Annotated in this window: 20 protein-coding genes; 10 read left to right on the top strand and 10 right to left on the bottom strand. The window is 47.5% G+C overall.

What is annotated here, in order from left to right; genetic code table 11:
• Nucleotides 1-4: 4 nt before the first annotated feature.
• Nucleotides 5-2,569 (bottom strand): TonB-dependent receptor plug domain-containing protein, encoded by a 2,565-nt coding sequence (locus ACXAGX_RS05615; protein WP_474837110.1) that lies wholly within the window; start codon nt 2,567-2,569, stop codon nt 5-7.
• A 351-nt stretch (nt 2,570-2,920) separates the two neighbouring features.
• On the opposite strand from ACXAGX_RS05615, the gene ACXAGX_RS05610 reads away from it, so the two are divergent.
• The 5 genes from ACXAGX_RS05610 to ACXAGX_RS05590 all read left to right on the top strand — a co-directional run bounded on the left by ACXAGX_RS05610 (nt 2,921) and on the right by ACXAGX_RS05590 (nt 8,381).
• On the top strand, nt 2,921-3,463 hold the full coding sequence (locus tag ACXAGX_RS05610) for an NUDIX domain-containing protein (protein ID WP_474821010.1): 543 nt from the start codon (nt 2,921-2,923) through the stop codon (nt 3,461-3,463).
• Nucleotides 3,464-3,558: 95 nt separating this feature from the next.
• Nucleotides 3,559-4,239 carry an SDR family oxidoreductase gene (locus ACXAGX_RS05605; RefSeq protein WP_474837108.1) on the top strand — a complete coding sequence of 227 codons (681 nt, stop codon included), beginning with the start codon at nt 3,559-3,561 and terminating at the stop codon, nt 4,237-4,239.
• Nucleotides 4,240-4,415: 176 nt separating this feature from the next.
• On the top strand, nt 4,416-6,134 hold the full coding sequence (aceK, locus tag ACXAGX_RS05600) for a bifunctional isocitrate dehydrogenase kinase/phosphatase (protein ID WP_474821006.1): 1,719 nt from the start codon (nt 4,416-4,418) through the stop codon (nt 6,132-6,134).
• Nucleotides 6,135-6,303: 169 nt separating this feature from the next.
• Nucleotides 6,304-6,984 (top strand): response regulator transcription factor, encoded by a 681-nt coding sequence (locus tag ACXAGX_RS05595; RefSeq protein WP_070124894.1) that lies wholly within the window; start codon nt 6,304-6,306, stop codon nt 6,982-6,984.
• Nucleotides 6,981-8,381, top strand: coding sequence for a sensor histidine kinase (locus ACXAGX_RS05590; RefSeq protein WP_474837106.1), 1,401 nt, complete (start codon nt 6,981-6,983; stop codon nt 8,379-8,381). Before ACXAGX_RS05595 ends, ACXAGX_RS05590 begins: the two co-directional genes overlap by 4 nt.
• A 14-nt stretch (nt 8,382-8,395) precedes the next feature.
• Here ACXAGX_RS05590 and ACXAGX_RS05585 read toward each other — a convergent pair whose 3' ends face one another.
• Nucleotides 8,396-9,886, bottom strand: coding sequence for a DUF3360 family protein (locus ACXAGX_RS05585; RefSeq protein WP_474837104.1), 1,491 nt, complete (start codon nt 9,884-9,886; stop codon nt 8,396-8,398).
• Between the two features lie 504 nt (nt 9,887-10,390).
• Here ACXAGX_RS05585 and ACXAGX_RS05580 point away from each other — a divergent pair.
• A complete protein-coding gene (locus ACXAGX_RS05580; protein ID WP_474837102.1) occupies nt 10,391-12,841 on the top strand; it encodes a membrane-bound PQQ-dependent dehydrogenase, glucose/quinate/shikimate family in 2,451 nt (816 codons plus the stop codon).
• Nucleotides 12,842-12,885: 44 nt separating this feature from the next.
• Here the strand turns inward: ACXAGX_RS05580 and ACXAGX_RS05575 are convergent, their stop codons facing one another.
• Entirely contained in the window at nt 12,886-13,305 is a 420-nt protein-coding gene (locus ACXAGX_RS05575; protein ID WP_474820990.1) for a DUF4174 domain-containing protein, read from the bottom strand.
• A 360-nt stretch (nt 13,306-13,665) separates the two neighbouring features.
• Between ACXAGX_RS05575 and ACXAGX_RS05570 the strand changes: the two genes are divergently transcribed.
• Both ACXAGX_RS05570 and ACXAGX_RS05565 read left to right on the top strand, forming a co-directional pair.
• The gene (locus tag ACXAGX_RS05570; protein WP_474837101.1) at nt 13,666-15,009 is read left to right on the top strand and encodes a dihydroorotase; all 1,344 of its coding nucleotides are present in this window, start codon (nt 13,666-13,668) and stop codon (nt 15,007-15,009) included.
• A 24-nt stretch (nt 15,010-15,033) separates the two neighbouring features.
• Nucleotides 15,034-17,208, top strand: coding sequence for a M3 family metallopeptidase (locus tag ACXAGX_RS05565; RefSeq protein WP_474837099.1), 2,175 nt, complete (start codon nt 15,034-15,036; stop codon nt 17,206-17,208).
• Between the two features lie 100 nt (nt 17,209-17,308).
• Here ACXAGX_RS05565 and folE2 read toward each other — a convergent pair whose 3' ends face one another.
• The gene (gene folE2, locus ACXAGX_RS05560; RefSeq protein WP_474837097.1) at nt 17,309-18,205 is read right to left on the bottom strand and encodes a GTP cyclohydrolase FolE2; all 897 of its coding nucleotides are present in this window, start codon (nt 18,203-18,205) and stop codon (nt 17,309-17,311) included.
• Between the two features lie 56 nt (nt 18,206-18,261).
• Nucleotides 18,262-18,681 carry a phosphoribosyl-AMP cyclohydrolase gene (gene hisI / locus ACXAGX_RS05555; protein WP_474820974.1) on the bottom strand — a complete coding sequence of 140 codons (420 nt, stop codon included), beginning with the start codon at nt 18,679-18,681 and terminating at the stop codon, nt 18,262-18,264.
• A 301-nt stretch (nt 18,682-18,982) separates the two neighbouring features.
• Here hisI and ACXAGX_RS05550 point away from each other — a divergent pair, with 301 nt between their 5' ends.
• Nucleotides 18,983-19,450 carry a hypothetical protein gene (locus tag ACXAGX_RS05550; RefSeq protein ID WP_474837095.1) on the top strand — a complete coding sequence of 156 codons (468 nt, stop codon included), beginning with the start codon at nt 18,983-18,985 and terminating at the stop codon, nt 19,448-19,450.
• Between the two features lie 88 nt (nt 19,451-19,538).
• Here the strand turns inward: ACXAGX_RS05550 and ACXAGX_RS05545 are convergent, their stop codons facing one another.
• The 4 genes from ACXAGX_RS05545 to ACXAGX_RS05530 all read right to left on the bottom strand — a co-directional run bounded on the left by ACXAGX_RS05545 (nt 19,539) and on the right by ACXAGX_RS05530 (nt 23,137).
• Nucleotides 19,539-21,236, bottom strand: a complete 1,698-nt coding sequence (locus tag ACXAGX_RS05545) for a protein adenylyltransferase SelO (protein ID WP_474837093.1) — start codon at nt 21,234-21,236, stop codon at nt 19,539-19,541.
• A 90-nt stretch (nt 21,237-21,326) separates the two neighbouring features.
• Nucleotides 21,327-21,794: a TlpA family protein disulfide reductase gene (locus tag ACXAGX_RS05540; protein WP_474837091.1), complete on the bottom strand. Its 468-nt coding sequence runs from the start codon at nt 21,792-21,794 to the stop codon at nt 21,327-21,329.
• A 7-nt stretch (nt 21,795-21,801) separates the two neighbouring features.
• Nucleotides 21,802-22,665 (bottom strand): TonB-dependent receptor plug domain-containing protein, encoded by an 864-nt coding sequence (locus tag ACXAGX_RS05535; protein WP_474837089.1) that lies wholly within the window; start codon nt 22,663-22,665, stop codon nt 21,802-21,804.
• Nucleotides 22,666-22,804: 139 nt separating this feature from the next.
• Nucleotides 22,805-23,137, bottom strand: a complete 333-nt coding sequence (locus ACXAGX_RS05530) for an ArsR/SmtB family transcription factor (RefSeq protein WP_474837087.1) — start codon at nt 23,135-23,137, stop codon at nt 22,805-22,807.
• Nucleotides 23,138-23,320: 183 nt separating this feature from the next.
• On the opposite strand from ACXAGX_RS05530, the gene ACXAGX_RS05525 reads away from it, so the two are divergent.
• Nucleotides 23,321-23,677, top strand: a complete 357-nt coding sequence (locus ACXAGX_RS05525; protein ID WP_474837085.1) for a hypothetical protein — start codon at nt 23,321-23,323, stop codon at nt 23,675-23,677.
• Between the two features lie 73 nt (nt 23,678-23,750).
• On the opposite strand, the gene ACXAGX_RS05520 is transcribed toward ACXAGX_RS05525, so the two are convergent.
• Nucleotides 23,751-24,488 carry a PIG-L deacetylase family protein gene (locus ACXAGX_RS05520; RefSeq protein WP_474837083.1) on the bottom strand — a complete coding sequence of 246 codons (738 nt, stop codon included), beginning with the start codon at nt 24,486-24,488 and terminating at the stop codon, nt 23,751-23,753.
• Nucleotides 24,489-24,586: the final 98 nt, after the last annotated feature.

The following is a 24,586-nucleotide window of genomic DNA, read 5'->3' as shown; positions in this document are numbered from 1 at the left end:
ACGCTTAGAAGCGATAAGCCACTTTACCGTAAACATAACGACCGGTGAAACCGTAAGGCGAGAAGCCAGAATACGGGAACAGGTTAGTAAATGTAGACGGCGACTCAACCAGGTAGCGACTTGCTTCCGGGTACACATCAAACAGGTTGTTAGCACCTACCGATACCGACAAGCCTTCCGTTAGTGCCACATTTACGTCTAGATCCGTGATCCACTCAGCAGGAATAATTTCATTGGTTGCCGCAGTAGAAGCTGGATCTTCCACCTCACCGTAACGGGTAGTGCGCAGGGTGGTGGTATAGCGATCGTAGTTCCAGGTCACACCCAGATTAAATTTATTATCCGGTGAGCTAGACTCGAAGCGACGCAGTTCAACACCCGAGAACAGGTTGTCCTGGTCAAACCCAGCATTCTGCAGCACTTCTGGTGCATCAATCACATCGGTAACTTCGTTGTCGTTGAAGTTCGCGCCCAGATTGAAGTTGAATGCGCCCCACTCTGCCGTTTGCAGCGTGTAAGTAGACACGATATCGACACCCTGCGTGCGTGAGTCAATGGCATTCAGGAAGAAACGCCCCTGCGTGGCACCGGTACCCGCCAGCAGTGCAGTAATGGCTTCACCAGACAAGTTGTTCGATAACACGATGCGGTCATCAATATCGATGCGATAAAAATCAACTGTCAGGTTAAAATCAGCCGTTGGCGAATAGGTGAAGCCAGCACTGTAGTTAGTCGATTCTTCTGCATCCAGACCCGGGCTACCTAGTGCCTGCGCTACTTCACTGGAAGGCGCAAAGGTACCAGTTTCGGTAGGTACATCGTCAATGAATACCGTAGAAATAGAAGTAAAGTACTGCTGTTGCAGAGAAGGCGCACGGAAACCGGTGGAAACCGATGCACGCAACGCAAACTCATCAGTGATAGTCACTCGGTTAGACAGTTTCCAGTTAAAGGTGCTACCGAAGTCAGAGTAATCTTCGTAACGACCAGCTACCGCAACATTCCAGTTTTCCAGCACGTCAGCTTCTAAATCCACATAGAAACTGTAGTTATGACGGCTGTTTTCGCCAGCAGATGCAGGGGTGAAGCCAGGGAATACCTGAGAACCGGCCGCAGCCAGGGTATCGCCTTCACCGGCAATTTCAAGACCGCCTGCCGCGTATGGACCTTGCAAGTAAGACGCTTCTTCACCGGCAGAGATCTCATAGCTCTCGTGACGATATTCTGCGCCCATGGCGAAGTTCATTTCACTGTAGAACACACCGGTTTCTACCAGACGAGAGGCATCCGCATTCACTACGGTGGTGTTATATTCCAGAGTACCGGCGTCGAAGCTAGTCTGGCTGGTTGGGCCCACAGAGGTGTTCAGCGTATTTACCACGCCATATTCCAGTTTGTTACCTCCATGGGTAACAGACAGGTCGTAATTCCACACATTGCCGTAGCCTTTTATACCAGCAAGTAATGACGTATCAGTGATATCAGTGGTAATTTGCGGCAGGAAACCATCAGGATAAATAGTCACAATGTTACGGCCATCCTGAGCCCGACGATAAAAACCACCGCTGATTGAATCACGGGTACTGGCACCGGCTGTTGCGTAGAACTCAACCTCATCGGTCAGCGCTTTACCTGCATTCACGAACAGCGCGTAGTCTTCTACTTCACCGTTACCATAAACGTGATTGTAACGGTTAACTGTCAACTCGCGTGGGTCGAGGTTGCCATCAGCATCGCGGGCGTAGTTTTCGCGAGGGTCGAAATCGGCACGATTAGCCTGACCACGATCGCGATATTCGGCAGACACATTGATGAAGCCATCATCGCCCCATTCAAAGCCCATGTTGCCGCGCAAGGTGGCAGTTTGTCCGTCGGTCAGGCTGCGGTCTGAACCAGTATCAAAACCTAAGTTACCTTCGTCATTAATGTACACACCGTTTAAATCTGGCACGCCGTCCATGGTGGTCACGTTTGCACCGTAGGTGGCAGAAAACTCACCGCCTTCGGAAGCGTCTTTCAACACGATGTTGATAACACCGGCAATGGCGTCAGAGCCATACTGGGCTGCCGCACCATCACGCAGTACTTCAATACGCTTAATGGCATTGGCTGGAATGGCATTTAAGTCTACTGCCGATGAGCCACGGCCCACTGAACCGTTCAGGTTAAGCAGTGCGCTGGTATGACGACGCTTACCGTTTACCAGTACCAGCGTGTGATCCGGTGCCAGACCACGCAGCTGCGCAGGACGCACGTGGTCAGTACCGTCGGTAATGGAAGGCTGCGGAAAGTTAAAGCTAGGCAGTAACTGGTTCAGAATCATGTTAGTTTCTGTCAAACCCGTCGCTTCGATAGAAGACGCATCGATGATATCAATGGGTACAGGTGAGTCATTAACGGTGCGGCCCACACGGCGCGAACCAACAACCTGAATTTTTTCCAGATCGGCATCAGCGACGGTGTCAGTTTGCGCCTGCACCTGTGTTGAAAAAGAAAGCGGCAAGCCGATAATGGCTGCAGAGAGAAGAGAGTATCTGAATTTAGAGGAAATGCATCTTTCCTGTTGCATAGTGTGTTCCCGAATTTATATGTGAATTCAATACATTGCATGTTTTGCAATGTTGGCGTCGTTGCGCCTACTGTTTTTTCTGGCGTCAGGGTGAGACTTAGGCATCTAGTAATGATGACTTTTTATTATTTGAAAAGGACAACGTGTGGTTAAAGCGGACTGAGTTTTTAGGCAACTAGCCAGCTACGTTGCGCACCGGAGTTAATCACAACTGCCGACGCAACTCCAAGACTAAACGGACAAGATCCGTTAACCGTCTTCTTTTCGTAGACGAACTGTCATTTTTCTTTCATAAAATAACGGTCCGGTTTACGACCGGAATATGAAAAAGGATTAAAAGGAGTCTGTTGAATGTCTTCAGAAATAAAGACACTGTCGAGTAAAGTGGTGTACGAGAATAAATGGATGCGAGTGCGGGAAGATGCCATCGAACGTCCTAGCGGCCAGCAAGGCATTTACAGCGTGATGGAAAAACCCGATTTCACTGTAGTCATTCCGATCCAGGATGATTATGTGTACATGGTGGAGCAATACCGATATCCGGTAGAGAAGCGACAATTAGAATTCCCCCAGGGCACCTGGGAAGAGAATGGCCAGGCCGATCCGGCAGAACTCGCCGCTGGCGAACTGCAGGAAGAAACGGGCTTGCTGGCAAAAAGTTGGACCCATGTGGGTTATCAGTATTTAGCCTACGGTTTTTGTAACCAGGGTTATCACATCTGGATTGCCACAGATTTCACCATGACCGAGCAGAACCTCGACCCGGAAGAAGAAGGGCTCACCTGCCATAAAATTCGCCTTAGTGAACTTGATGAGAAAATCAAAAACGGCGAAATTCTCGATGCGACCACCTGCAATGCATTAGGCCTAGCCCGGATGAAAGGACTTATTTAGGTTCATCCAGGGATGAATCGCCATCGCGCCAAGGCTGATCTTAACCGGTACTGTTATAAGTAGAAACCTCCATAATGAGCAACCGCTTTAAGGAGATGACTATGAGTAAAGTTGTACTGATCACCGGCGCGTCCAGCGGCATTGGCGAAGCTACGGCCAAAAAACTGGTACAAGAAGGTCATAAGCTTATCATTACCGCGAGAAGTAAAGATAAACTCGACACCATTGCCAGCGCGCTGGGGGAAGAAAACGTACTGGCAGTGGCAGCCGATGCCACCCAGTTTAACGAGCTGGCATCCGTTGTAGAAGCTGGCGTGAATCATTTTGGTCGTCTGGATGCGGTGTTTGCCAATGCGGGCAAAGGTGTGAACACGGCAGGTACTGAAGCGGGTGATCCTGATGAATGGGATACCCTAATCGACCTAAATGTCAAAGCTCTGCTATGGACGGCTAAACTCACCCTGCCCCATCTGAAGAAAACCACCGGACATTTTCTGCTGACCAGCTCAGCCGCCGGCAAAATCCCGATTAAGGGCTCCGTTTACGGTGCCAGTAAATGGTTCGCTTACGGATTCGGAATGAATCTGGCTGAAGAGATGAAAGAGTGGCAAGGTCGCTGTACCACTATTTGTCCTGGCATGGTCAATACGCCCTTTTTCGACGAACCCAAAGACGATAAACTGCAGCCAGAAGACGTGGCGGATGCGGTGGCCTATGCTATTGGCACTAACGCTCGTAATAGCGTGCGTGAAATCTATCTGATGCCGGCTAACTAGATCTGCCTAGCCGAACACTCCAGGGCTGACACGGCAGCAAGGTCTCGCCTTGCTGCTATTTTATGGCCAACCATTACCCATTCTTATCCTGGTGATAGTCAGCATTCACCAGAGTGTTGTGACCGGTAAAATCGCTGTGCTAGTGTTAGCCTGTGAAACCAGATTGAGCACCGGCAATGACAGACACGCGCCTGGCGAACAAAATCGCCTTTCAAATTCTCACCCACTTCGATAAAAGTTATCGCTGGTTTACCCGCATCACCCGGGGAGCCAAAGAGCGCTTCGAAAACGGCGAATGGCAAGCAACACAAATTGCTTCCCGCGAGCGCCTCAACATCTACGAGAAAAGCGTGTCTGATGCGGTTGCCGATATTTATCATCAGGTTGAGGTGCATCAGCGGGATCGCAGCTTCTGGCAACAAATGAAAGAAACCTATACCCGTCACCTGGAAACTCACCCACAGTTTGAGCTGGCAGAAACCTTCTACAATTCCATTATCGGTCGTCTGTTTCGTCACCAGTCATTCGAAAATGATGTGATGTTTGTGCTGCCAAGCCGCTGCTATCTGCCAGGACGTGATCGGGCACAGGTGATCAACAGTTTAGATACCACCACCACGGTAGCTGAAATGTATGAGTCGATTTACAAGTTATACCGCTTTAATCTGGCTTTTGAAGATCGTCAGCGCGACATGGACAGCCTTGAAAATGCCCTGCGTAAGCGTTTGAACAAAGCGCAACTCGCCAGTGTGGAATTAGTCGAAATCTTAAAACCCGTATTCTATCGCGGCAAATCGGCCTATCTGATCGGGCGCATTTGTATGCCCGGTGAAACCCTGCCTTTTGTGATTTCCATGCACACCAACAATAGCCAGGAAATTTATGTGGATGCCCTGCTTACCGACCGGCAGGATCTTAGCGTGATTTTTGGCTTTGCCCGCAGTTATTTCATGGTGGATACCCAGTACCCGGCTGAAGTGGCGGCGTTTCTGCAGGAACTTATGCCCAACAAAAAGCATTTTGAACTGTATATGTCGCTAGGCCATCACAAGCACGGTAAAACAGTATTTTTCCGCAACTATCTTCAGCACCTCGATAACACCGACGATATTTTTGAACGGGCGCCGGGCACTCGCGGCCTGGTCATGATGGTATTTCATCTGCCCACCTACGGCGTGGTGTTTAAAATTATCAAAGACGAATTTGCTGAGAGTAAGAAAATCACCCGCGAGCACGTAAAAGAGTGCTACAAGCTGGTGAAAAACTCGGACCGCGTAGGCCGTATGGCAGATACCCACGAATACGTGAACTTCCGCTTCCCGCTTAATCGCATGGCGCCTGAACTGATCGACGAACTGAAATCGACCTGTGCCTCTAGCTTGGAATTTACTGACGATGAATTAATCATCAAGCACCTCTACATCGAGCGCAAAATGACGCCGCTGAACCTGTTTCTGTTACAGGAAACCGATGAAGATAAACTGCACAATGCGATAAACGAACTCGGTTTATGCATAAAACAAATTGCCCTTGCCAATATTTTCCCCGGCGACATGCTGCATAAGAACTTCGGCATTACCAAAGGCGGTCGGGTAATATTCTATGATTACGATGAGATCTGCCTGATGAAAGATCGTAATTTCCGCGAACTGCCCAAATCCGATGATCCCTACGCACTGGACACCTTATCAGTTGCTCCCAACGATGTATTCCCAGAACAGTTCGAACACTTTATTGTGGGTAAAAAGAAATTCAAAGATATTCTCAAGTCGCTCCATGGTGATTTAATGACGCCTGAATATTGGCGAGAGGTGCAGCGCATTACTGCCCGTGGCGATGTTCAAAACTTTACCCCGTATAACCCAGCCATGCGTTTTCAACTTCGGGAAACCTGAACAACAAACTTCAGCTATAGTGTTGATAAACCGATTTTTCGGTAGCATTGCAATATTAAAAGAATGTCACATTTGACGTTTTAGTCGTGAAATCGCTTATTATTGTGATCAATGTCACGTCGTTTTGGCGTAAGAAGTCCTGTTAACATTAACTAGCAGAGCCGGATGTATGAAAGCGTTAATCATTGAAGACGATCCCACTGTTGCAGAACATATTCGCAGCGGATTGGAATCAGCCGGACACGAATGCTTTCATCAGAGCGACGGTAAAAATGGATTAAACCGGGCCCTTGATGAACATTTTGATCTGGTGATTCTGGACATCATGTTACCGGAAATGGATGGATTTACGGTGTTGGAAGAAATCAGAGCCGTACACCCCGCATTACCGGTATTATTATTGAGTGCTAAAAGTCAGGTAGACGATAAGGTTCGCGGGCTGCGTTCCGGTGCCAACGACTATCTCACCAAACCTTTTGCCATTGAAGAATTGCTTGCCCGCGCTGAGGGTCTTGCAGGTCGCCCTGGTGCTGCCAGCAAGGAAACAGAGCTTTCGGTAGGCGATTTAACATTAGATCTGCTTCGCCGCAAAGTGACCCGGGGTGAAACAGAAATCGACTTGCAGGCGAAAGAGTTCCAACTGCTAGAATGTTTATTGCGAAACCGCGGCAAAGTGGTTACCCGCAGTATGCTGTTGGAGCGGGTTTGGAATTATCACTTCGACCCACAGACTAATCTTATTGATGTGCATATTAGCCGTCTTCGCCAAAAGGTAGATAAGACCTTCAACATACCGCTTATTGAAACGGTACGTGGCACGGGGTATCGCATTTCTGAGGGCCTCAGTTGATTGCAATTGGTGCGTTTACCCGCAGCTCAAGCTTCCGGGTAGGCGCGCTCTTTACCGCTTTATCTTCCGCCGGGATCTTGTTTATCTTCTACTTCTGGTCGTTGGCCGACGACGACAAGCTGCTGGCTGAAGCCCACTCTGCCATTGCAGCGGAAAAATTCCTTTTCTCCGAGTTATTTCGCAGTGGTGATATTGAGCAAACGATATCCAGTGTGAACCGGCGAGTGAGTTTGCCGAATAACGACACACTCGTAGCATTGTACGACAGCAATCAGAAAATTCTTGCCGGCAATCTACAACGCTTACCAGACTACGACGCAACAAACGTTCCCGTTATTCTCTCGTTACCCATCACCGAATACCTGAGCAAGGCCGTAGCGAATGACAGCTACCTCGCCACCAGCGATTACTTCTTAATAGATGACATTCCTTTAGGGGAATACCGCATCATGGTGGCGCGAAGCGTGGAAGCACTCTATAGCACGCAGAAAATTGGTCGCGCCCTTGGCTGGCTGTTTATTGTTATGTTGGTAATGATTGCGGCATTGAGTTTTGGGGTCGCCATCTATGTGGTAAACCGTATAAACCGCATGTCGCGCACTGCTAGTGACATTATGGACACGGGAAACCTGGCTGCGCGTATGGAGATAGACAGTAACTGGGATGACTTAAGCCGACTGGCAATCGTGTTTAACAAAACCCTGGATAAAATCGAAAATTCAGTGAAAAACATCAAGCAGGTTTCAGATAACATTGCTCACGATCTGCGCACACCGCTGACCCGCCTTCGTGGTAAGCTTGAGCGCATGCCTGACAGCGAACTTCGCGACGATGCCATGGCTGAAGCCGACAACTTACTGGGTATATTTAACAGTCTACTGCGCATTGCTGACGTGGAAAGTGAGCGACAGCGCGCCGGATTTGAGCGCGTTGCCCTGCATACTGTGGTGAATGACGTTATCGATTTGTACGAACCGCTGTTAGAAGATCAGCAAGTCAGATTAACCACAAATATCGATGCCGTTGAGATTGAAGGCGATCCGCACTTGCTGTTTCAGGCGCTCAGTAACTTGGTCGACAACAGTCTTAAGCATGCGAAAAGCAGTGGGCGCATTGAGGTGCTGCTGAAGCAATACGGGAACCGAAACATCATTGCCATATTCGACAGCGGCAGAGGCCTGCCCACGGCTGAATTTGAAAACCTGGACCGACGGTTTTATCGAGCCGAGCAAAGTCGCACCACCCCTGGTAACGGATTGGGCTTGTCGATGGTGAGTGCGGTGACATCTTTGCACTACGGTAAACTGTGGTTTGTCGATAACCCACTGTGTGAGACAAGCGGGTTTGGAGTGGTAATGAGTCTGCCAGTGCGATCAAGCAAGAGCCTGTCGCACTAGCCATCTAAGTTATCTTACATCAATGCCGGAATGCCCGGCAGTAAGCCTACCAGCGCCATCACTGTTGTTAGGATCACAAACATGACGCCTGGAATGATCCAGCGACTCATATGAGACAATTCGGCACTCCGTTCCTTACTCCCAATCAGGCCCAGATTATCTAACAGCATGGTGAGAGACCAGCCAAATGCCGGATTCACCAACGAGCTGGCAAATACTACTATTGCCGCAGACTGGGTGGTTTTCCCTTCACGGGTCATTTCCATACCGGCTTCCAGCAATGGAACAAATACGCCCACAATCAACGCGACACAGAGTACCGGTTCCCAAATTGCTAAATCCATGGGATAGCCCATCACCGCCGCCAACACACAAAATAGCGCCGTTAAGATTGCCCCTGCTGGAATGGGACGCTTGGCAATGGCCGCAGGCACCATGTAGGTCCCCCAGGAAGAAGTAAAATTCGCACCGCCCATTAAAGAGCCGGCAACCTGACGGGTAGCCGCAGATACCATAGTATCGTCGATATTCATGTGCACCCGCTCGGTTCTGGCCGGATAACTGATCTTCTGAAACACCTGGTGCCCGAGGAAATCCGGAGACCACATGGCTACAGCTAACACTGCGAAAGGCAGTACCACAACAAAGTTTTCTACCGTGGGTAACCCTAGCATCCAGCCAGTGTCATCGCCCCACCAGTACATGGGATTGAAGTTGGGTAAACCAGGACCCGTGGAAAATTCAAACGGCGCCCCGAGTAAAAATGCGACCCCGCCCCCAATGAGACAGCTAAGCGGCACTGCCAGCCAACGCTTTTTCCAGTGTTCAAGCAGCGCGTATAAAACGATGGTGGAGATAATGACGATGAACGCAATATGCGCCATTCCAATGCCTTCCGCCCAGGCGATGAGCTTTTTCACCTGTGATGTTGTGCCAATGAACCCCAGGTATAGCAACAAACCACCGCACACACCGCGACTGGTAAGGCTGGCAAGCAAACTTCCCCCTTTGAACACAGCGAGCAGTAAGCCAAAGATACCAATCAACAAACCAAATGCCATGGGATGACCACCAGCCGCCACCACGATAGGAATAAGCGGAATAAGCGGTCCGTGCGTACCTGCCAGGTTGGCGGTGGGCAGGAAGAAGCCAGAAAACAGCAAAATAAACACCGATACGATAATTAACTCGTAGCGCACGTTTTCAAGAATGAATCCATCGCCTAACCCCAGCTGACTGGCGAACGTTGCTGCGATTGCCCCCACCATGACGACTTTACCGATAGTAGCCGCGAGCGCGGGAATGGTGTCTTCCCATTCAAAACGATAATCTTTAAACGGTAAATTTGGACGCCAGCGCTTTGGCGCCATGATTTGCAACTCGTGCTCTAAATAGTCATCGCGACTGCTAAACGATGAAGACGGCTTGTGTAAGTCGGCGTATTGCCCTGATTTATTCGACTCAGCGTCAGAGGACGGCTGATCAAACTCAGTACGTGTTCCCATACTTTCTCCGGTTGACTAGAAAAGAAAGCCCATCCTATGTGAAGAAAACACGCAAAAATGTTAATTTATTTAGCCTAAATTAACACAAAGAAAACAACCATGTATTAATTATCAATATTCCCTTTATCTAATAGGTGCTGAAATACCGTTATCCTGCATAAAAATAGTGAATTCATCGCCCTACTTGCTATTAACATTTTCGCAACATAAGTGCCTACGCTATTAGTCGTATATTCATGATCAACCGCAATGAAATTCCTCAAAATTCTCTTGCTAAGTTATTTGTCGGCAATCGGCAACACCTTATCGCAATCGTGTCAGAAGCTTGAACTATTCACCTTGTTTGCCGTATCGACCCATATGGTTAGTTTCGCCATAGCGCATGAAACCAACCCTCTTCCGGGCAGTTCAGCAGTATGCCCATACGCGATGTCAAACGCATACGCGAATCTCTGACTTCCTGTTCGGAAGCCTGGTCTGTAACTTACACAGAAGGATGGTAATGTGACTTCATCCAGTCAGAAAAAAACCAGCAAATTCACACTATTCGTGGCGTTATTGCTGCTTATCTGTGGTCTTCCCCTGCTTATTGGTGGTGGTTGGCTTGCTGCCGTTGGTGGCAGTTTTTATTATCTTCTTGCCGGTATTGGCATGCTTGTTTCCGCTTTCCTGCTGGCGAAAAACCAGCGCGCGGGGGTATGGGTTTATGGCTTAGTGGTGCTGGGAACCGTGCTTTGGGCGGCCTGGGAATCAGGGCTGGATTATTGGCGCTGGGTACCCCGACTCGATGTTGTCATGGTGCTTGCACTGTTTGTAGCGCTAACGATGCCACGCCTTCGCCAACCATTTAGCAAGAAAACCGCTTACGGCTATGCGGGAGCCTCTGTGGTGGTATTCGCAGTAGCCTTCGCGCTGGCGTTTGTGCCTTATGGATTTAATCAGTACGACGATGTTCCTGTCACCGCAAAAACCTCTTATAAAACGTTTACCGGCAGTAGTGATATTTCCGACGCCCCTGCCGACGGTGACTGGCCATCATATGGACGCGATAACGCGGCCACCCGTTATTCTCCACTGACACAAATTAACCTTAAAAACGTGGATCAACTCGAACGCGCCTGGGAGTTTCGTACCGGTGAAATGGATGTGAAGAGTTGGGGTGCAGAAACCACGCCTATTAAAGTGGATGACCGACTTTATCTTTGTTCAGGTTTAAACAACATTTTTGCGCTGGATAGCCGCACCGGCGAAAAAATCTGGCAATACAATGCGGGACTCGATCAGATAGACATTCCATACACAGCCGCATGTCGTGGTGTGGCGTACTATGAAACGCCCGCATCGGCAATGGCCGACGGTCAGACAACCTGCAAGGCGCGAATTATTGAAGGCACGCTGGATGGACGCATTATTGAGGTGGATGCTGAAACCGGCAAACCCTGCGAAGACTTTGGCAATAACGGTCAGGTCAATATTAAAGAGCACATGGGCGAAACCCCGAACGGCTATGTGGCCATTACAGGTGTACCTAATGTGGTACAAGGCGTGATTGTAACCGGTCATCAGGTAATCGATGGTCAGGCACGCTACGAACCTTCAGGTGTCATTAAGGGTTTTGATGCAGTAACCGGCGAATTGAAGTGGGCTTGGGACATGGTGCGCCCTGATATCGACACTGTTCCACCGGAAGGCGAAACCTACACCCGTGGTACACCGAACATGTGGACCACAGGTACCGGTGACAACGAGCTTGGTTTAATTTACCTGCCTATGGGTAATTCCACTGCAGATTATTACAGCTCCATGCGCCGCAAAGAAGAACATGAATATTCCAGCTCACTGGTGGCCATTGATGTTAATACCGGTAAACCAGTTTGGCATTTCCAAACCGTACATGCAGATGTGTGGGACTACGATTTAGGTTCACAGGTGACGTTGCTGGACTTCCCCACCGAAAATGGCACTGTGCCGGCACTCATGCTGCCATCAAAACAAGGCGACTTGTATGTGCTTGATCGCCGCACCGGTAAACCACTCACCGAAGTCACTGAAAAACCGGTGCCTGTGGGTGGCGTAGAGCCTGAAGAGCGTAGCCCTACGCAACCTTTCAGTGGCTATCACGCTTTGCGCAAACCCGATCTGACACCGCAGGATATGTGGGGCGTCACCCCGTTCGATCAGCTTGCCTGCCGAATTCAGTATCAGGAAGCCGCTTATGATGGCATGTACACCGCGCCCACCGTCGACCAGCGCTGGATACAGTATCCGAGCTATAATGGCGGATCAGACTGGGGCAGTGTGGCTATCGATCCTGTACGTGGCGTTATGATTGCCAATTACAACGACATGCCCATGTACAACAAGCTGGTACATCGGGAAGAAGTGAATGAAGAAGGTTGGCTAACCCGGGCGCAAGAAAATGAAAAATTTGGCGGCCCCACTGGTGGTGCTGAAGGCGCGGGCGATCCCCAGGTAGGCACACCGTACGGCATTGATGTCAATGCGGGCTGGCGCTTACCGTTCACTGGTTTACTGTGCAAAGAACCTCCTTACGGCGGTATCCGAGCTATCGAGCTTGCCTCGGGTAAAACTCTGTGGGACAGACCGCTGGGTACCGCACGCAATAATGGTCCGTTTGGTATTGCATCCCACCTGCCAATCAACATTGGCACACCGAATAACGGTGGCTCTGTAGTGACTGCCGGTAATCTTATCTTTATTGCTGCAGCCACTGACGGCCTTATCCGTGCCATTAATATCAACACTGGAGATACGGTATGGCAGGACGAACTACCTACTAGCGCCCAAGCGAATCCGATGGTGTATGAGCAGGATGGTAAGGAATACCTGGTTATCATGGCCGGTGGTCATCACTTTATGGAAACCCCGGTTGGTGACTATGTTATTGCTTATACGTTACCAGACTCAGTGACGAGTGCCGCTGGTAGTCAATAAATTCATTGCCAGAACATAAAAAACGCCAGTTCGCTGGCGTTTTTTTATTTTTGCTTTTGCCGCATCTCATTCCTGCGCATGGGCATGCCATCGATACGCTGAAACAAGCCGTTTAGCGATAACTCATTACCTCTCGCTTTTACCCCACCGTCCTTGCCTATCAACAACACGTTTCCATCTGCATTCAGGTATCGCTCCCGGGTATTCTGGCTGAAGGAGTCGGTCAGAGTTCCAGAATAATTCGTTAGCGTTTCATTGCCATTTACAATAAACCAGAGCGTGTCGCGGTCTGAAATATCCTCTTTGGCATCATGTAGCATGGCCAAATCACTCTCACGATTTTCACTGAAAATGAGAATTATCCTGTTTTTCCATCTGAGCTCAGTGAGAGAGTCAAGTTTTTGAGGCGCTGCGTCTACAGAGAATATTGACAATAACGCGGGTAGTAAAAATCGTTTTTTCATCAGGTTTTCTCACAAGTTAATGGATTGTCAGGAATAGCGCTGTATCACATAGCGTAGTACCAACGCAGTCCTGACTAATTTATAACGATACAGTTTTGGAAAAGCTCAATCAGGCTGCCTGAATGGCAACAACTATCATTGCCCCGAACAGAGTGATATTAAATTTATAAACTTTCACAAAGTGATAATTCAGCCGCATTTATTTTATGTTCGGCGCTTTATGGGAATGTGAGCAATACTCTGCTCATTGAGAAAAGCTCTTGCGAATAAGCATAAACAATCACCTGCAATAATGTTACATTATAACATATCAATCAATATAACCACATCGCGACGCATGCAAAGAAAGTGGAGAGAGTGTTGAGTTCTACATTAATAAAAAATGTCACTATTGTGAATGAGGGATGTAAGTATCCGTCTGATGTACTTATTAAAAATGACAGAATAGAAAAAATAGCCCACACCATTACGCCCTCTGGTCCGGAGGCTGTAATAGATGGACAAGGAGGCTATTTGCTTCCCGGTATGATTGATGATCAGGTGCACTTCCGTGAACCGGGACTAACGGAAAAAGGCACCATCGCCACCGAGTCAGCCGCGGCTGTTGCGGGCGGAATTACCAGCTTTATGGAAATGCCGAATGTGAATCCGGCAACCACCACAATTGATGCATTGGAGAAGAAATTCGCTATTGCCAGAGAAAAGTCGTTGGCAAATTATTCCTTCTATTTAGGTGCAACAGAAAACAACATTGAGCAAATCAAACAACTCGACCCCGCAAAGCACTGCGGTGTGAAAGTATTTATGGGGGCATCTACCGGTAACCTGCTTGTCGAGAACCCACAGGCTTTAGAAGCCATATTTCGTGAAGCGCCCGGGATCATTGTCACGCATTGTGAAAGTGGCTCGGTTATAGAAAGTAACCTCAAACGTCTGCAAGCTGAGCAAACAGACATTTCCATTATTCATCACCCCGTCATTCGTGATGTTGAAGCCTGTTACGCATCATCGTCTTATGCGGTGAGTCTGGCTGAGAAATATCAAAGCCATCTTCACGTATTGCACTTAACAACAGCTAAAGAGCTGTCGCTTTTTAAGCCTGGCCCGATAGAAAATAAACGTATTACCGCGGAGGCTTGTGTTCATCACTTGTGGTTCAGTGAAGAAGACTATGCCGCAAAGGGCAACCTGATAAAGTGTAACCCTTCCATAAAAGCGGCTGTCGACAGAGACGCACTCATTTCTGCCGTTAATGACGACCGAATTGATATTATTGCCACCGATCATGCGCCTCACACCCTGACCGAGAAGCAAGCACCCTTTATGAGCGCCCCTGCAGGCCTACCGTTGGTGCAGCATGCGTTACTTACCCTTCTCGACCATGTTATGGCGGAACGTATGACAATAACGAAAGTGGCGGAAAAAACCGCACATAATCCAGCTAAACGTTATGGCATCATTGACCGGGGATTTATCCGCGAAGGCTATTTCGCCGACCTAGTTCTCATTGACTCGAATGACTCTACGCCCGTCAGTCATAGTAACGCCCTGTATAAATGCGGCTGGACACCTTTTGACGGACACATCTTCAACACAAAAATAGCTGCCACATGGGTAAATGGTCAGCAAGTTTATGACGGGCAAAGCGTAAAGCCTGCAGCAGCTGCACGCCTGCACTTCGATAAAACCCTATTCAATAAATAACAAACCCAAACGACAGGAAAACAAATGAAAAAAACACTAATCGCCGTTGCCATGACGGCTTCAATCCTGGGCTTACAGGCATGTTCGCCAGCCCCCTCTTCTGATACCGGCAGCCAACAGGGCGTTTCAGTTGAAAGCCCTAAAGAAGACAATCAGAACAACCCTTTATTCAAGGCTAGCCCGTTAATTTACGAGGCACCGGTTTTCGATAAAATCGATAACGCCCATTTTCTCCCGGCCTTTGAAGAGGGCATGAAACAGCACAGCGAGGAAATTGAAGAGATTGCAAAAAATCCGCAGCCTGCGAGTTTTGACAATACCCTTGTTGCTATGGAAAAGAGCGGGGCTCTGCTTACCCGCACCAGCCGGATATTTTTCAATTTAGCGGGCACGGATAGTTCTGCAGAGCGTCGTGAACTGCAGAAAACACTGGCGCCAAGGCTGGCTGCACATCGCGACAGTATCTCACTGAACCATCAATTGTTCAGCCGGATTGAAACTCTCTACAACCGTCGTGATGAACTTAAACTCGATGCAGAATCGCTGAGACTTCTTGAAGAAACATACGGGAATTTCGTGCATGCCGGTGCGAAACTCAATGAAGTGGAAAAGAATAAAATCAAAGACATAAACGAAGAACTTTCTACCCTGACAACTCAATTTTCACAGAATCTGCTGGCAGAGACGAAAGCGATTGCCGTGCTCGTTGATGATAAAAATAAGCTGGCAGGGCTTTCAGAGCGACAAGTGAAAGCTGCTGCGGATGCAGCGACGGCAGACGGCCATGAAGGCCAGTATCAAATAAAAATCACCAATACGACCCGACAGCCCATTCTGGCCTCTCTTGAAAATCGTGAATTAAGACAAAAAATTTGGGAGACCTCTGCATTTCGTGCCCAATCTGGCAGTAATGACAACAGTCAAATAATTGTCAGACTAGCAGAACTACGCGCGCAAAAAGCTAACCTCCTCGGATATAAAGATTGGGCGAGCTATAGCCTGGAACAACAGATGGCAGGGACACCTGAGGCAGTTTACGACATGCTCGGCAGCATGGTACCTGCGGTAGTTAAAAATGTTGAAGCAGAAGCGGCAGATATACAAAAGCTGATTGATGCAGAAGGCAGCGACTTTACCCTTGAACCCTGGGACTGGGCGTATTATGCAGAGAAAGTCCGGCAAGCCCGTTATGATCTGGATGAAGAACAGGTAAAGCAATATTTCGATTTTGATCGGGTGCTCGAAGACGGCGTTTTCTTCACAATGAATAAATTGTTTGGTATCCGCTTCGAGCCACGTCCGGATCTTCCGGTCTATCACCCTGATGTGAAAGCATACGAACTCTTCGATATCGACGGTAAAAGCCTGGCCATTTTTTATGCTGATCACTTTGCCCGCGACGGAAAACGGGGCGGTGCCTGGATGAGTTCATTTGTCGGACAATCGCATTTATTGAATAAAAAGCCGGTTGTAGTGAATGTTATGAATATTGAAAAGGCCCCGGACGGCGAGCCTACGCTGGTTAGCTATGATAACGTCACCACCATGTTTCATGAGATGGGCCACGGTGTTCACGGCATGCTCTCAGATGTGAAATATCCGTCCTTGTCTGGTACAAATGTTTCCAGAGATTTTGTTGAATTCCCTTCAACCTTTGAGGAAGACTGGGCAGCGTATCCGGAAGTCATTGCAAACTATGCAAAACATTATCAAACCGGCGAGCCTATCCCGAAAGACTTATTAGACAAAGTGATCAGCTCCAGAACCTTCAACATGGGCTTCGACACGCTTGAATACATGTCTGCCGCCCTGCTCGATATGGAATGGCACTCAATCACGCCGGATAATATCCCTGCAAACATCAACAAATTTGAACAAGCTGCTCTGACCAAACACGGTGTAGATATTGATTACGTGCCACCCCGTTACAAATCAGCATTCTTCTCTCACTCTATGGGCGGAGGCTATTCTGCCGGCTACTACGCCTACATGTGGAGTGAAATTCTGGCCGCCGACGCATTTGCCTACATGCAAACAAAAGGTGGTTTGAAGCTGGAAAACGGCATGCAGTACAGAAAACATATTTTGGCCACAGGAAATTCTCGCCCTCCTATGGAATCTTACAAAGCATTCCGTGGTCAGGAACCGACAACCGAAGCGTTGCTTATTCGCAGAGGGTTAAAAACGCGAATTAATTAACTAGAACTAGGTTTTTTGCGAGATTACGCCCTTCCCTTTTCGGGAAGGGCTTTAAATCACACCGCTCTACTTGTCATTTGCCTTAGGACAAATTGAGTATTTAGTCGCTGGTAACCACGGCAACAGCGTTATGAGCATGCAAGCTTTCCTGATGCTCCACTTTGCACCAGAATTTATTCACATAATCCATCGCGCTAAGAGACATCTGTAATTTTCTTGCTGCATCTTCACAGAACATCTGATTAGCCGCATTTAAACGGGCAAACTCCTGTTCATCTATCCGCTTTACTGCCGTCTGCACCGGGGTGGCAAGCACATCTTCGAGCGCCCAGATAAGCGTATCCGGGCACGGCCATGCTTGTTCATTTAGTGTTAAATGAATATACGCAAAGGAGCGCTGACTGTGGGGTGTTGCTGTTGCACCATCCGGCCCCTGTAGCCACGTCAGAAGTCGCGCTTTTTCTATCAAGGGTTCAGAGAAAACACTATCCACGGCCTCCGCTGTCAATTGCTGAGAAAGCGACGTAGAGCAAGGGCAAGTGCTGGAATACGGTATTGCTAATTGCATTTGATGCGTAAAGTCTTGCTCATTTTTCTCAGAAATGAGTGAGATGCTGTAAGCCTGAAATCCCGACCTTCCACTTAACAGAGCGGGTTTCTCTAGCGTAAGAGAAAAGTCGATACTGATTCGGGCACTTTTGCTAAGGCCCTGCTGGCTGGAAATCATATCTTCCAGCAAGCTTTCTATTGATTCTTTTGAATACTCCTTAACAGCAAAATCGTTGATGCATGAATACAAACGGGACATATGTATGCCTTTTGCTGAGCGGTCATCAAGACTGACATAGATATCAGAAGAAGCTGCAACGGTTTGCGTTGCATTAGCTAAAGCAATATTTAGCGGTATGGCAATACCGTCCATACCAACCCAGCGAATTGTTGAATGCAAAGAAGATGAAGTGTCCGAAGTAATATCGGGAATAACACGAGAAGACAAACTGAACTCCAAAAGATATATAAAATTACAAAAGATGCACGCTATAGTGGCCGGAATCAGGCAGGATCTCCGTGAATAACCACTTCGTGTTTGTTTCTGTTTACAGCTAAGTAAAAGCAATTCGGCCGGCCAGTGTGGCAGGCCGGACCTGATTGTTTAACCCGACACAAAATGCAATCTCCGTCGCAGTCGAAGGATAGCCCGACCAACGATTGGGTATGTCCGCTTGTTTCACCTTTAAGCCACAACTGCTTACGTGAACGGGACCAGTAGGTGACGTTGCCGGTTTCCAATGTGTGAATCAGGGCCTCTTTGTTCATCCAGGCAAACATGAGCACTGTATCCGTTTCACTATCCTGAGTAATAACCGGGATAAGCCCATCCTGGTTAAATGCTAGCTCGCTGATAACATCGCTAAGTGGAAACGCAGTTTGGTCAGATAATGACTCTATGCTGCGGAAATAGTCTTTAGTCATTTGAATTTATTACCGTATTTATAGTAATCGACTTAAAGTGAATGCAACTCATAACGTATCCCCTCATTGAGAAAAACTATTACGAGTTACCATAAATATCTATCTAACGTAATGTTATATTATAACAATACTGGCATAAAGAATTGTTACTTTTTACTGATACCTGCTGAAGTTTAAGTGGCAAAACGTCGGAGAGATGGAATGTTAAACTTTAATAAAGAAGACAGAAATTAGTGTACTGCCTTATTTAATGCAGAGCAGATACATCATTTCAAAGTCTAAAACCGGAGAACTATCAAACATGTTTAACCAAGAAATGGTTCATACAGCGCTACAAACCTGGTGTGATAACGTTGTAAAAGTAGGCAAAGTCCATGCTGAAGGTGGTGACGCGGCAGCGTTTTCAAACCAGGTGCTTACTGATAATTACGATTATGACAATGGGCACGTGTTGTTTAAACCCACCCTGACTTTCGGAGAGCAAACCTTCCGACCCACCAAAGAAGGTGCTTTATCTTACTTTGTAGGTGGTAACAGTGACTATCCTAATGATGGCGGGTTCAAGTTAAAGCCGTGGGTTAAGGTTTGGTATAGCAAAGAAGACTTTATTCTTCATGGCGACTTAGCCATCGTTCAATGTAATGTGCATTTTATCGGTGCTGATGACAGTCACATATTTGTGAACAAAAGTTTCGTGTTTAAACAATGCGAAGACGGCAAAGTGCGTATTATTCTTCATCAATCATCGCTGCCCTATCAGCCTGCTTAAATAGCCCTGGCACCTGCAAGGTAGTAAGAGATTACCAAGCTGTGCGTACCCTGGTGCGCACGGCTTTTTACTAAATTTTTCTGGCATGCTATGAAGAACAGCTATAGTGGGAAACGCCACCTGCATATAAATATTCTTCAGGTCGTTTTTTACAATATTTGCTTTCCAACTCGCTGGTTTGCTCACTGTAGGGGTGAGTAAAAACGTTTTGTAATTCGTTAATCAGGGAATAGTCCCCGGCTGCTGCTTGTTCGTAGGCCGGCACAACCAACCATTCCCGCCAGGCGAACTTAGGATTAACCTGCATCATTCGCTCAGATACTGTGCTTGCATCCTCGCATCGTGTGACTTGTGCTTTCCAACTCTCGAACCATTGCTCCCATTTTACTTCCAGGGATTCGGATAACGGCTTGTAAAAGCTCTCTTTCAGCGCGCTGAATTCAACGGGTAATGATGACAGCCCACGGAAAAACAGTGTGTAGTCTACCGGTGTCTGCATCATCAGTTTCAATAGTTCAATGACAAACTCCGGAGCGACTGTATTTAACCCCAGTTTAGATGCCCACATAGCGTCCAGCTTTTCCTGCATGACAGCCTCAAAACTTTTATTGATCTCGTCAAGTTGCTCCAGCTCTTTACTGCCTGATAATAACGGGGCAAGCGACTGACAAAACATGGAAAAGTTCTTTTGCGCAGCCACAGGCTGATTAAGAAATGAAAAATGTCTACCGCCTCCGGTCCAGGGTTGAAAGAACGGATCGAAAGGTTCACAGAACCCAAACGGTCCATAGTCCAGCGTAAAGCCACCTGCTGCACAGTTATCACTATTAAAGTTCCCCTGACAGTAGCCAACTCTAATCCAGTTTGCGATAAGGTCAGTCAGCCGGTGTCGAAACGCTACCGCCAGCTGAGTGACTTTCGCTTCGAGAGGCTGGTCTGCGGAAATATCTTTGCTGTATTCCCTAACAATAAGGTGCTCAACCAAAGCACGCAATTCTGCCAGCGCCTCAGGGTGCTGATTGCTGCGGGCACGACGGGCAAACAATTCAAGTTGCCCCACCCGAATGAACGAGGGCGCAACGCGGGTAGAAATGGCTACCGGGTTTTCAACCATCATGGTGGGGTCGGCGCTCCGGGAATTATCTTCATACCAGGGTCTGTACACAGTGTCTGTAGCCGAGACAATCAAACATAATGAACGAGACGTGGGAACACCCAGCGCATGTATAAATTCCTGGGCGAGAAACTCCCGCACGCTAGAGCGCAACACCGCCCTGCCATCGGCTCCCCGGCAATAAGGGGTTGGCCCGGCGCCTTTCAGCTGCATTTCAAACCGGGAGCTTTCACCATTAACCTCAAACACAGAAATTGCCCGGCCATCACCATAACCATTGCCGGTTTGAAACGGACACTGCTGAATATATTCGGTGCCGTAAATAGACAACGCATAGCCGGTGGCCCATCCGGTAAAACGAATGGGTGCAGGCTGGTTGCTTAGATCGCCGGAAAATAAGCGGATAAAATCGATATCTTTTGCCAGCTCATCATCAAACCCGAGTTCTTCGAAAAGTACTTTACTGTGTGCAATACAAATCGGCTCTGCAATAGACGTCGGTTTCACGGGTACGTAATGCCCTGAAAATACCTGACGGGGATGATAGTCATCGCCAGATTCGGTGGACTGCGGATCGCGGCTGAGCGCTTCGATGAAACTGTAATCGACAATCTCTGCCAGCCCGGTCACAGATTTTATTCCAGCTTTACGCTTCTCATTCGATGCATTCATAACAAATTGCTCTCCTCAGATGGTCAATGACGTCAGATAAGACGGGAGATTATTGCGAGTTTAAACGCATTCGTGTTCATGAAGTACTCATCACGAATTATTATAGATATCCTGAAAGGCAAACTCGAGTTTTTCCAGTGGAATGTAGCCAGTCAGCGTAGTGACAAGCTCCCCGTAAGGATTTATCAGCAATGTAAAAGGCGTCACTTCGGGCTGCCCTGTTAGCGCAATCAACGCGGGGGAAGCCTCAAGCGCAGGGAACGTTATCTTTGCACGCCTTATCAGTGTCTGTAAACCGCGCCGTTGTCCCACACCGATAGCGACGGGCGCGAGCGCACTGTGACAATGCGCGTTGAGCAGCTCCAGATCTTTTAGTTGTTTCAGACACCAGGAACACTCAGGCTCGAACATACTTATTATTAAATACTGATTTTTATAGTCGCCCAGTGGTTGTTGACTGAGTTCAGTCAGACTTGGCAGTGACAGCTCAAACAAAGATGCACTGCGGGCCGCAGTGCACCCTAAAGCCAGTACAATTAAAAATACTAACCTTGCCATACCGTTATCAGAAAGTTACCGATAAGCCGGTATAGGCTTCACGGCCGCGAAGCGGACCATAAATATAAGCCACATCGTAGCCAACACTTGAATTCGTTGGACCACCGAAGATATCTGACTCTGCACAATTAGCGCGCAAATGCACACTGTCTTTCAGACCAAAATCCTGTGAAACGAACAGCATTGCTGATCTATTCTCTAACTCCGGATTTTCACTGACGCCATTGTTATCACCATCGTATTGGTCCCGGTCATCATATTGCGCTGAAAAAGTGACTCGGGTGCTGTCTTCATTGAGCAGTCCTGTGGCGACAAGGCTACCTTTCTTATACCCATTTTCGCCGGCAGAGACATCGACAACCACTTCGTCTTTTAACGCTTTTTTAGTGACAAGATTAATGGTGCAGCCTATTGCCTCTGGCGCAATGAGAGATGCACCTGCCCCACGAGCAATTTCTATATTATCGTAACCAGAAGAGGTAGCTGCATCGAGTCCATAAAACCCCGACATCATGGTATACACGGGAAGCCCGTCTACCAAAACGGTAGTGTGTTCACCACGCAGACCATTCAGCATAACTCGCTTAACACCACACATTGAGCACTCGTTGTTAACCCTGACACCCGGTGATATTGAAATGGCTTCTGTCAAATTTGCAGCCTGAAGGCGCTCTATGGTTACGCCTGAGACCATTTCAGTTTTTTGAACTGTGTCTTTTAGAAATCCGGCTTCAGAAAGGCGCTCACGTACGCCTCTTACGGAAATTTTCTCAACGTCCTTTAACGAGGGTTCGTTTTTTTCATTTTTTTGAGCGAGCACAGGCATAGCAAGAGCGGTTGCCACCGCCAGCGCTATCACATTCTTTTTCATTAAAACTGCTTCCTACCATTCGTTTTATTGATCAACCGAACTTACGCTACTACTTATCAAAAATGTTACATTATAACATTACAGATAATAAGAACGATTCTCAATCTAAATGGTGGTGTTTTAATTGCTGTTAAGCTAGCTAGCGCTCCGTAACGTGCTCCAACGCGTTCTCTATGAGTTGATACACATGAGAGTCTGATAATGTATAAATGATATGCTTACCTTCTCTGCGGCTTCTTACTAAATCGACGTTTTTTAAGACTTTTAGCCGCTGTGAAACGGTGGACATTTGTTCTTTACTGGCCAATTCTGATACACATGCCTCACCCCTGGATAAAATAGTCAGTAGCTTCAGGCGTTCCGGATCAGCAAGTGCTTTAAAAAGTTGTCCGGCTTTCTCAAATGTTAGTGTTTCGATATCAGTAATCGTTCGCTTTATATCATGGGAATGGTGTAAATCGTTATCTTGCATAAGTTACCGGCAACCATATTTAAACATTTTATTAATTGTGGAAATACTTTATCTAATACTGCTCAGGTTGTCTTCCTTTTCCCGCTTCACTCTAATTGCAATTTAATTTGATCTCTTATGTCATATAATCAATAATACATTTAATTAAATGATGAAATGTTTAATTGATAAGGAAAATTTTCTATGACCAAATGTAATAAACACGAGAACCATCCTCACGAGCACGGTCCGGATTGCGGACATACTGCAATTCAACATAATGATCACGTTGATTATCTGCACGACGGTCATTTACATCACCCTCATGGTGATCATGTCGACGAACACGTATTAGAAGTATCGGATACCAACCCTGATACCTGCACGCAAGGTCACTCATGCAGTGGCCATGATGCTGACCATGTACATGGCCCGGGTTGCGGTCATGAAGCCGTTCCTCATGGCGATCACATCGACTATATTGTTGATGGTCATCTTCACCATCAACATAATGGCCATTGCGACAATCATGGTCCTGTAGAGATTTTATCTCAGGCGTAAATAAAAAGTTCACGACTCACGTTAAAGTGAGTCGTGGTATTAGAATGGCCCTTTTTAAAAGAAAGAGGGCTTTTTACAATGCGTTCACCACTGTTGGTGTAAGCTTCATATACCCCTCGGCATATTCAATTTTCCGCTTAGCTGCTATACCGATATTCCTCTGCGCCTGAACACCACGTTGTAGCGCCACACGGGTATAATATGCCCATAAATGTTCCTGCCCGGCCATACATTCAATCGCTTGCCTTTTTTTATCCCACACATTGGTAATATCTAAAAAAGTATTTGGCGTCCATTCACACTGCTCTGTCTGATGAGGTTCGAAAGCATAAACTGGCGGTGCACCCAGAATTTTTTGCTGGGTATTGTATCCCGCGGCTTGCGCCGTCACTCTTGCTTCTTGCGCGAGACGCATTGCGAGAGGATGGTCAAAATTATAGGGATCGACCACTGAATGGCTTAATACGAATTCAGGTTGCAGCGTCTGATACAAATCAACCATACGAAAAAGGGTTTCATCGGATACGCGCATTGGGTAATCACCGATATCCCAAAATTCGATGTCAGCTCCGAGTATGTCAGCAGCCATCTGAGCCTCTTCCTGTCGCGCGGCTTTTACTTTTTCCACAGTCATATCAGAATGCTTCCATAATTTTGCAGATTCTCCCCGTTCACCATAGGACAGACACACTACTTTTACATGCCAGCCTTGCTGAACGTGACTGGCAATAGCACCACCTGCCCGCCATACGAAATCTGCAGAATGCGCACTGACAACCAATGCTGTTTTTATGGGATCTGTTACAGGCATATGTTCTCCTCAAAAAAGTAACCTAAATAATTATTGCTGGGAAACCCTTTAAATGATGATTCACGTGCAAACATGCACTGAGTGTTATGTTATATTGT

This window comes from Alteromonas sp. ABV4_515 (genome assembly GCF_056160345.1).
The sequence above is the reverse complement of the archived record's forward strand: the minus strand, read 5'-3'. Positions and strand labels throughout refer to the sequence as shown.

Excerpts from the sequence above, each read along its gene's own strand:
- ACXAGX_RS05615 (WP_474837110.1), bottom strand. The coding sequence starts at position 2,569 with ATGCAACAGGAAAGATGCATTTCCTCTAAATTCAGATACTCTCTTCTC.
- ACXAGX_RS05610 (WP_474821010.1), top strand. The coding sequence starts at position 2,921 with ATGTCTTCAGAAATAAAGACACTGTCGAGTAAAGTGGTGTACGAGAAT.
- ACXAGX_RS05605 (WP_474837108.1), top strand. The coding sequence starts at position 3,559 with ATGACTATGAGTAAAGTTGTACTGATCACCGGCGCGTCCAGCGGCATT.
- aceK (WP_474821006.1), top strand. The coding sequence starts at position 4,416 with ATGACAGACACGCGCCTGGCGAACAAAATCGCCTTTCAAATTCTCACC.
- ACXAGX_RS05595 (WP_070124894.1), top strand. The coding sequence starts at position 6,304 with ATGAAAGCGTTAATCATTGAAGACGATCCCACTGTTGCAGAACATATT.
- ACXAGX_RS05585 (WP_474837104.1), bottom strand. The coding sequence starts at position 9,886 with ATGGGAACACGTACTGAGTTTGATCAGCCGTCCTCTGACGCTGAGTCG.
- ACXAGX_RS05575 (WP_474820990.1), bottom strand. The coding sequence starts at position 13,305 with ATGAAAAAACGATTTTTACTACCCGCGTTATTGTCAATATTCTCTGTA.
- ACXAGX_RS05565 (WP_474837099.1), top strand. The coding sequence starts at position 15,034 with ATGAAAAAAACACTAATCGCCGTTGCCATGACGGCTTCAATCCTGGGC.
- hisI (WP_474820974.1), bottom strand. The coding sequence starts at position 18,681 with ATGACTAAAGACTATTTCCGCAGCATAGAGTCATTATCTGACCAAACT.
- ACXAGX_RS05550 (WP_474837095.1), top strand. The coding sequence starts at position 18,983 with ATGTTTAACCAAGAAATGGTTCATACAGCGCTACAAACCTGGTGTGAT.
- ACXAGX_RS05545 (WP_474837093.1), bottom strand. The coding sequence starts at position 21,236 with ATGAATGCATCGAATGAGAAGCGTAAAGCTGGAATAAAATCTGTGACC.
- ACXAGX_RS05540 (WP_474837091.1), bottom strand. The coding sequence starts at position 21,794 with ATGGCAAGGTTAGTATTTTTAATTGTACTGGCTTTAGGGTGCACTGCG.
- ACXAGX_RS05535 (WP_474837089.1), bottom strand. The coding sequence starts at position 22,665 with ATGAAAAAGAATGTGATAGCGCTGGCGGTGGCAACCGCTCTTGCTATG.
- ACXAGX_RS05530 (WP_474837087.1), bottom strand. The coding sequence starts at position 23,137 with ATGCAAGATAACGATTTACACCATTCCCATGATATAAAGCGAACGATT.
- ACXAGX_RS05525 (WP_474837085.1), top strand. The coding sequence starts at position 23,321 with ATGACCAAATGTAATAAACACGAGAACCATCCTCACGAGCACGGTCCG.
- ACXAGX_RS05520 (WP_474837083.1), bottom strand. The coding sequence starts at position 24,488 with ATGCCTGTAACAGATCCCATAAAAACAGCATTGGTTGTCAGTGCGCAT.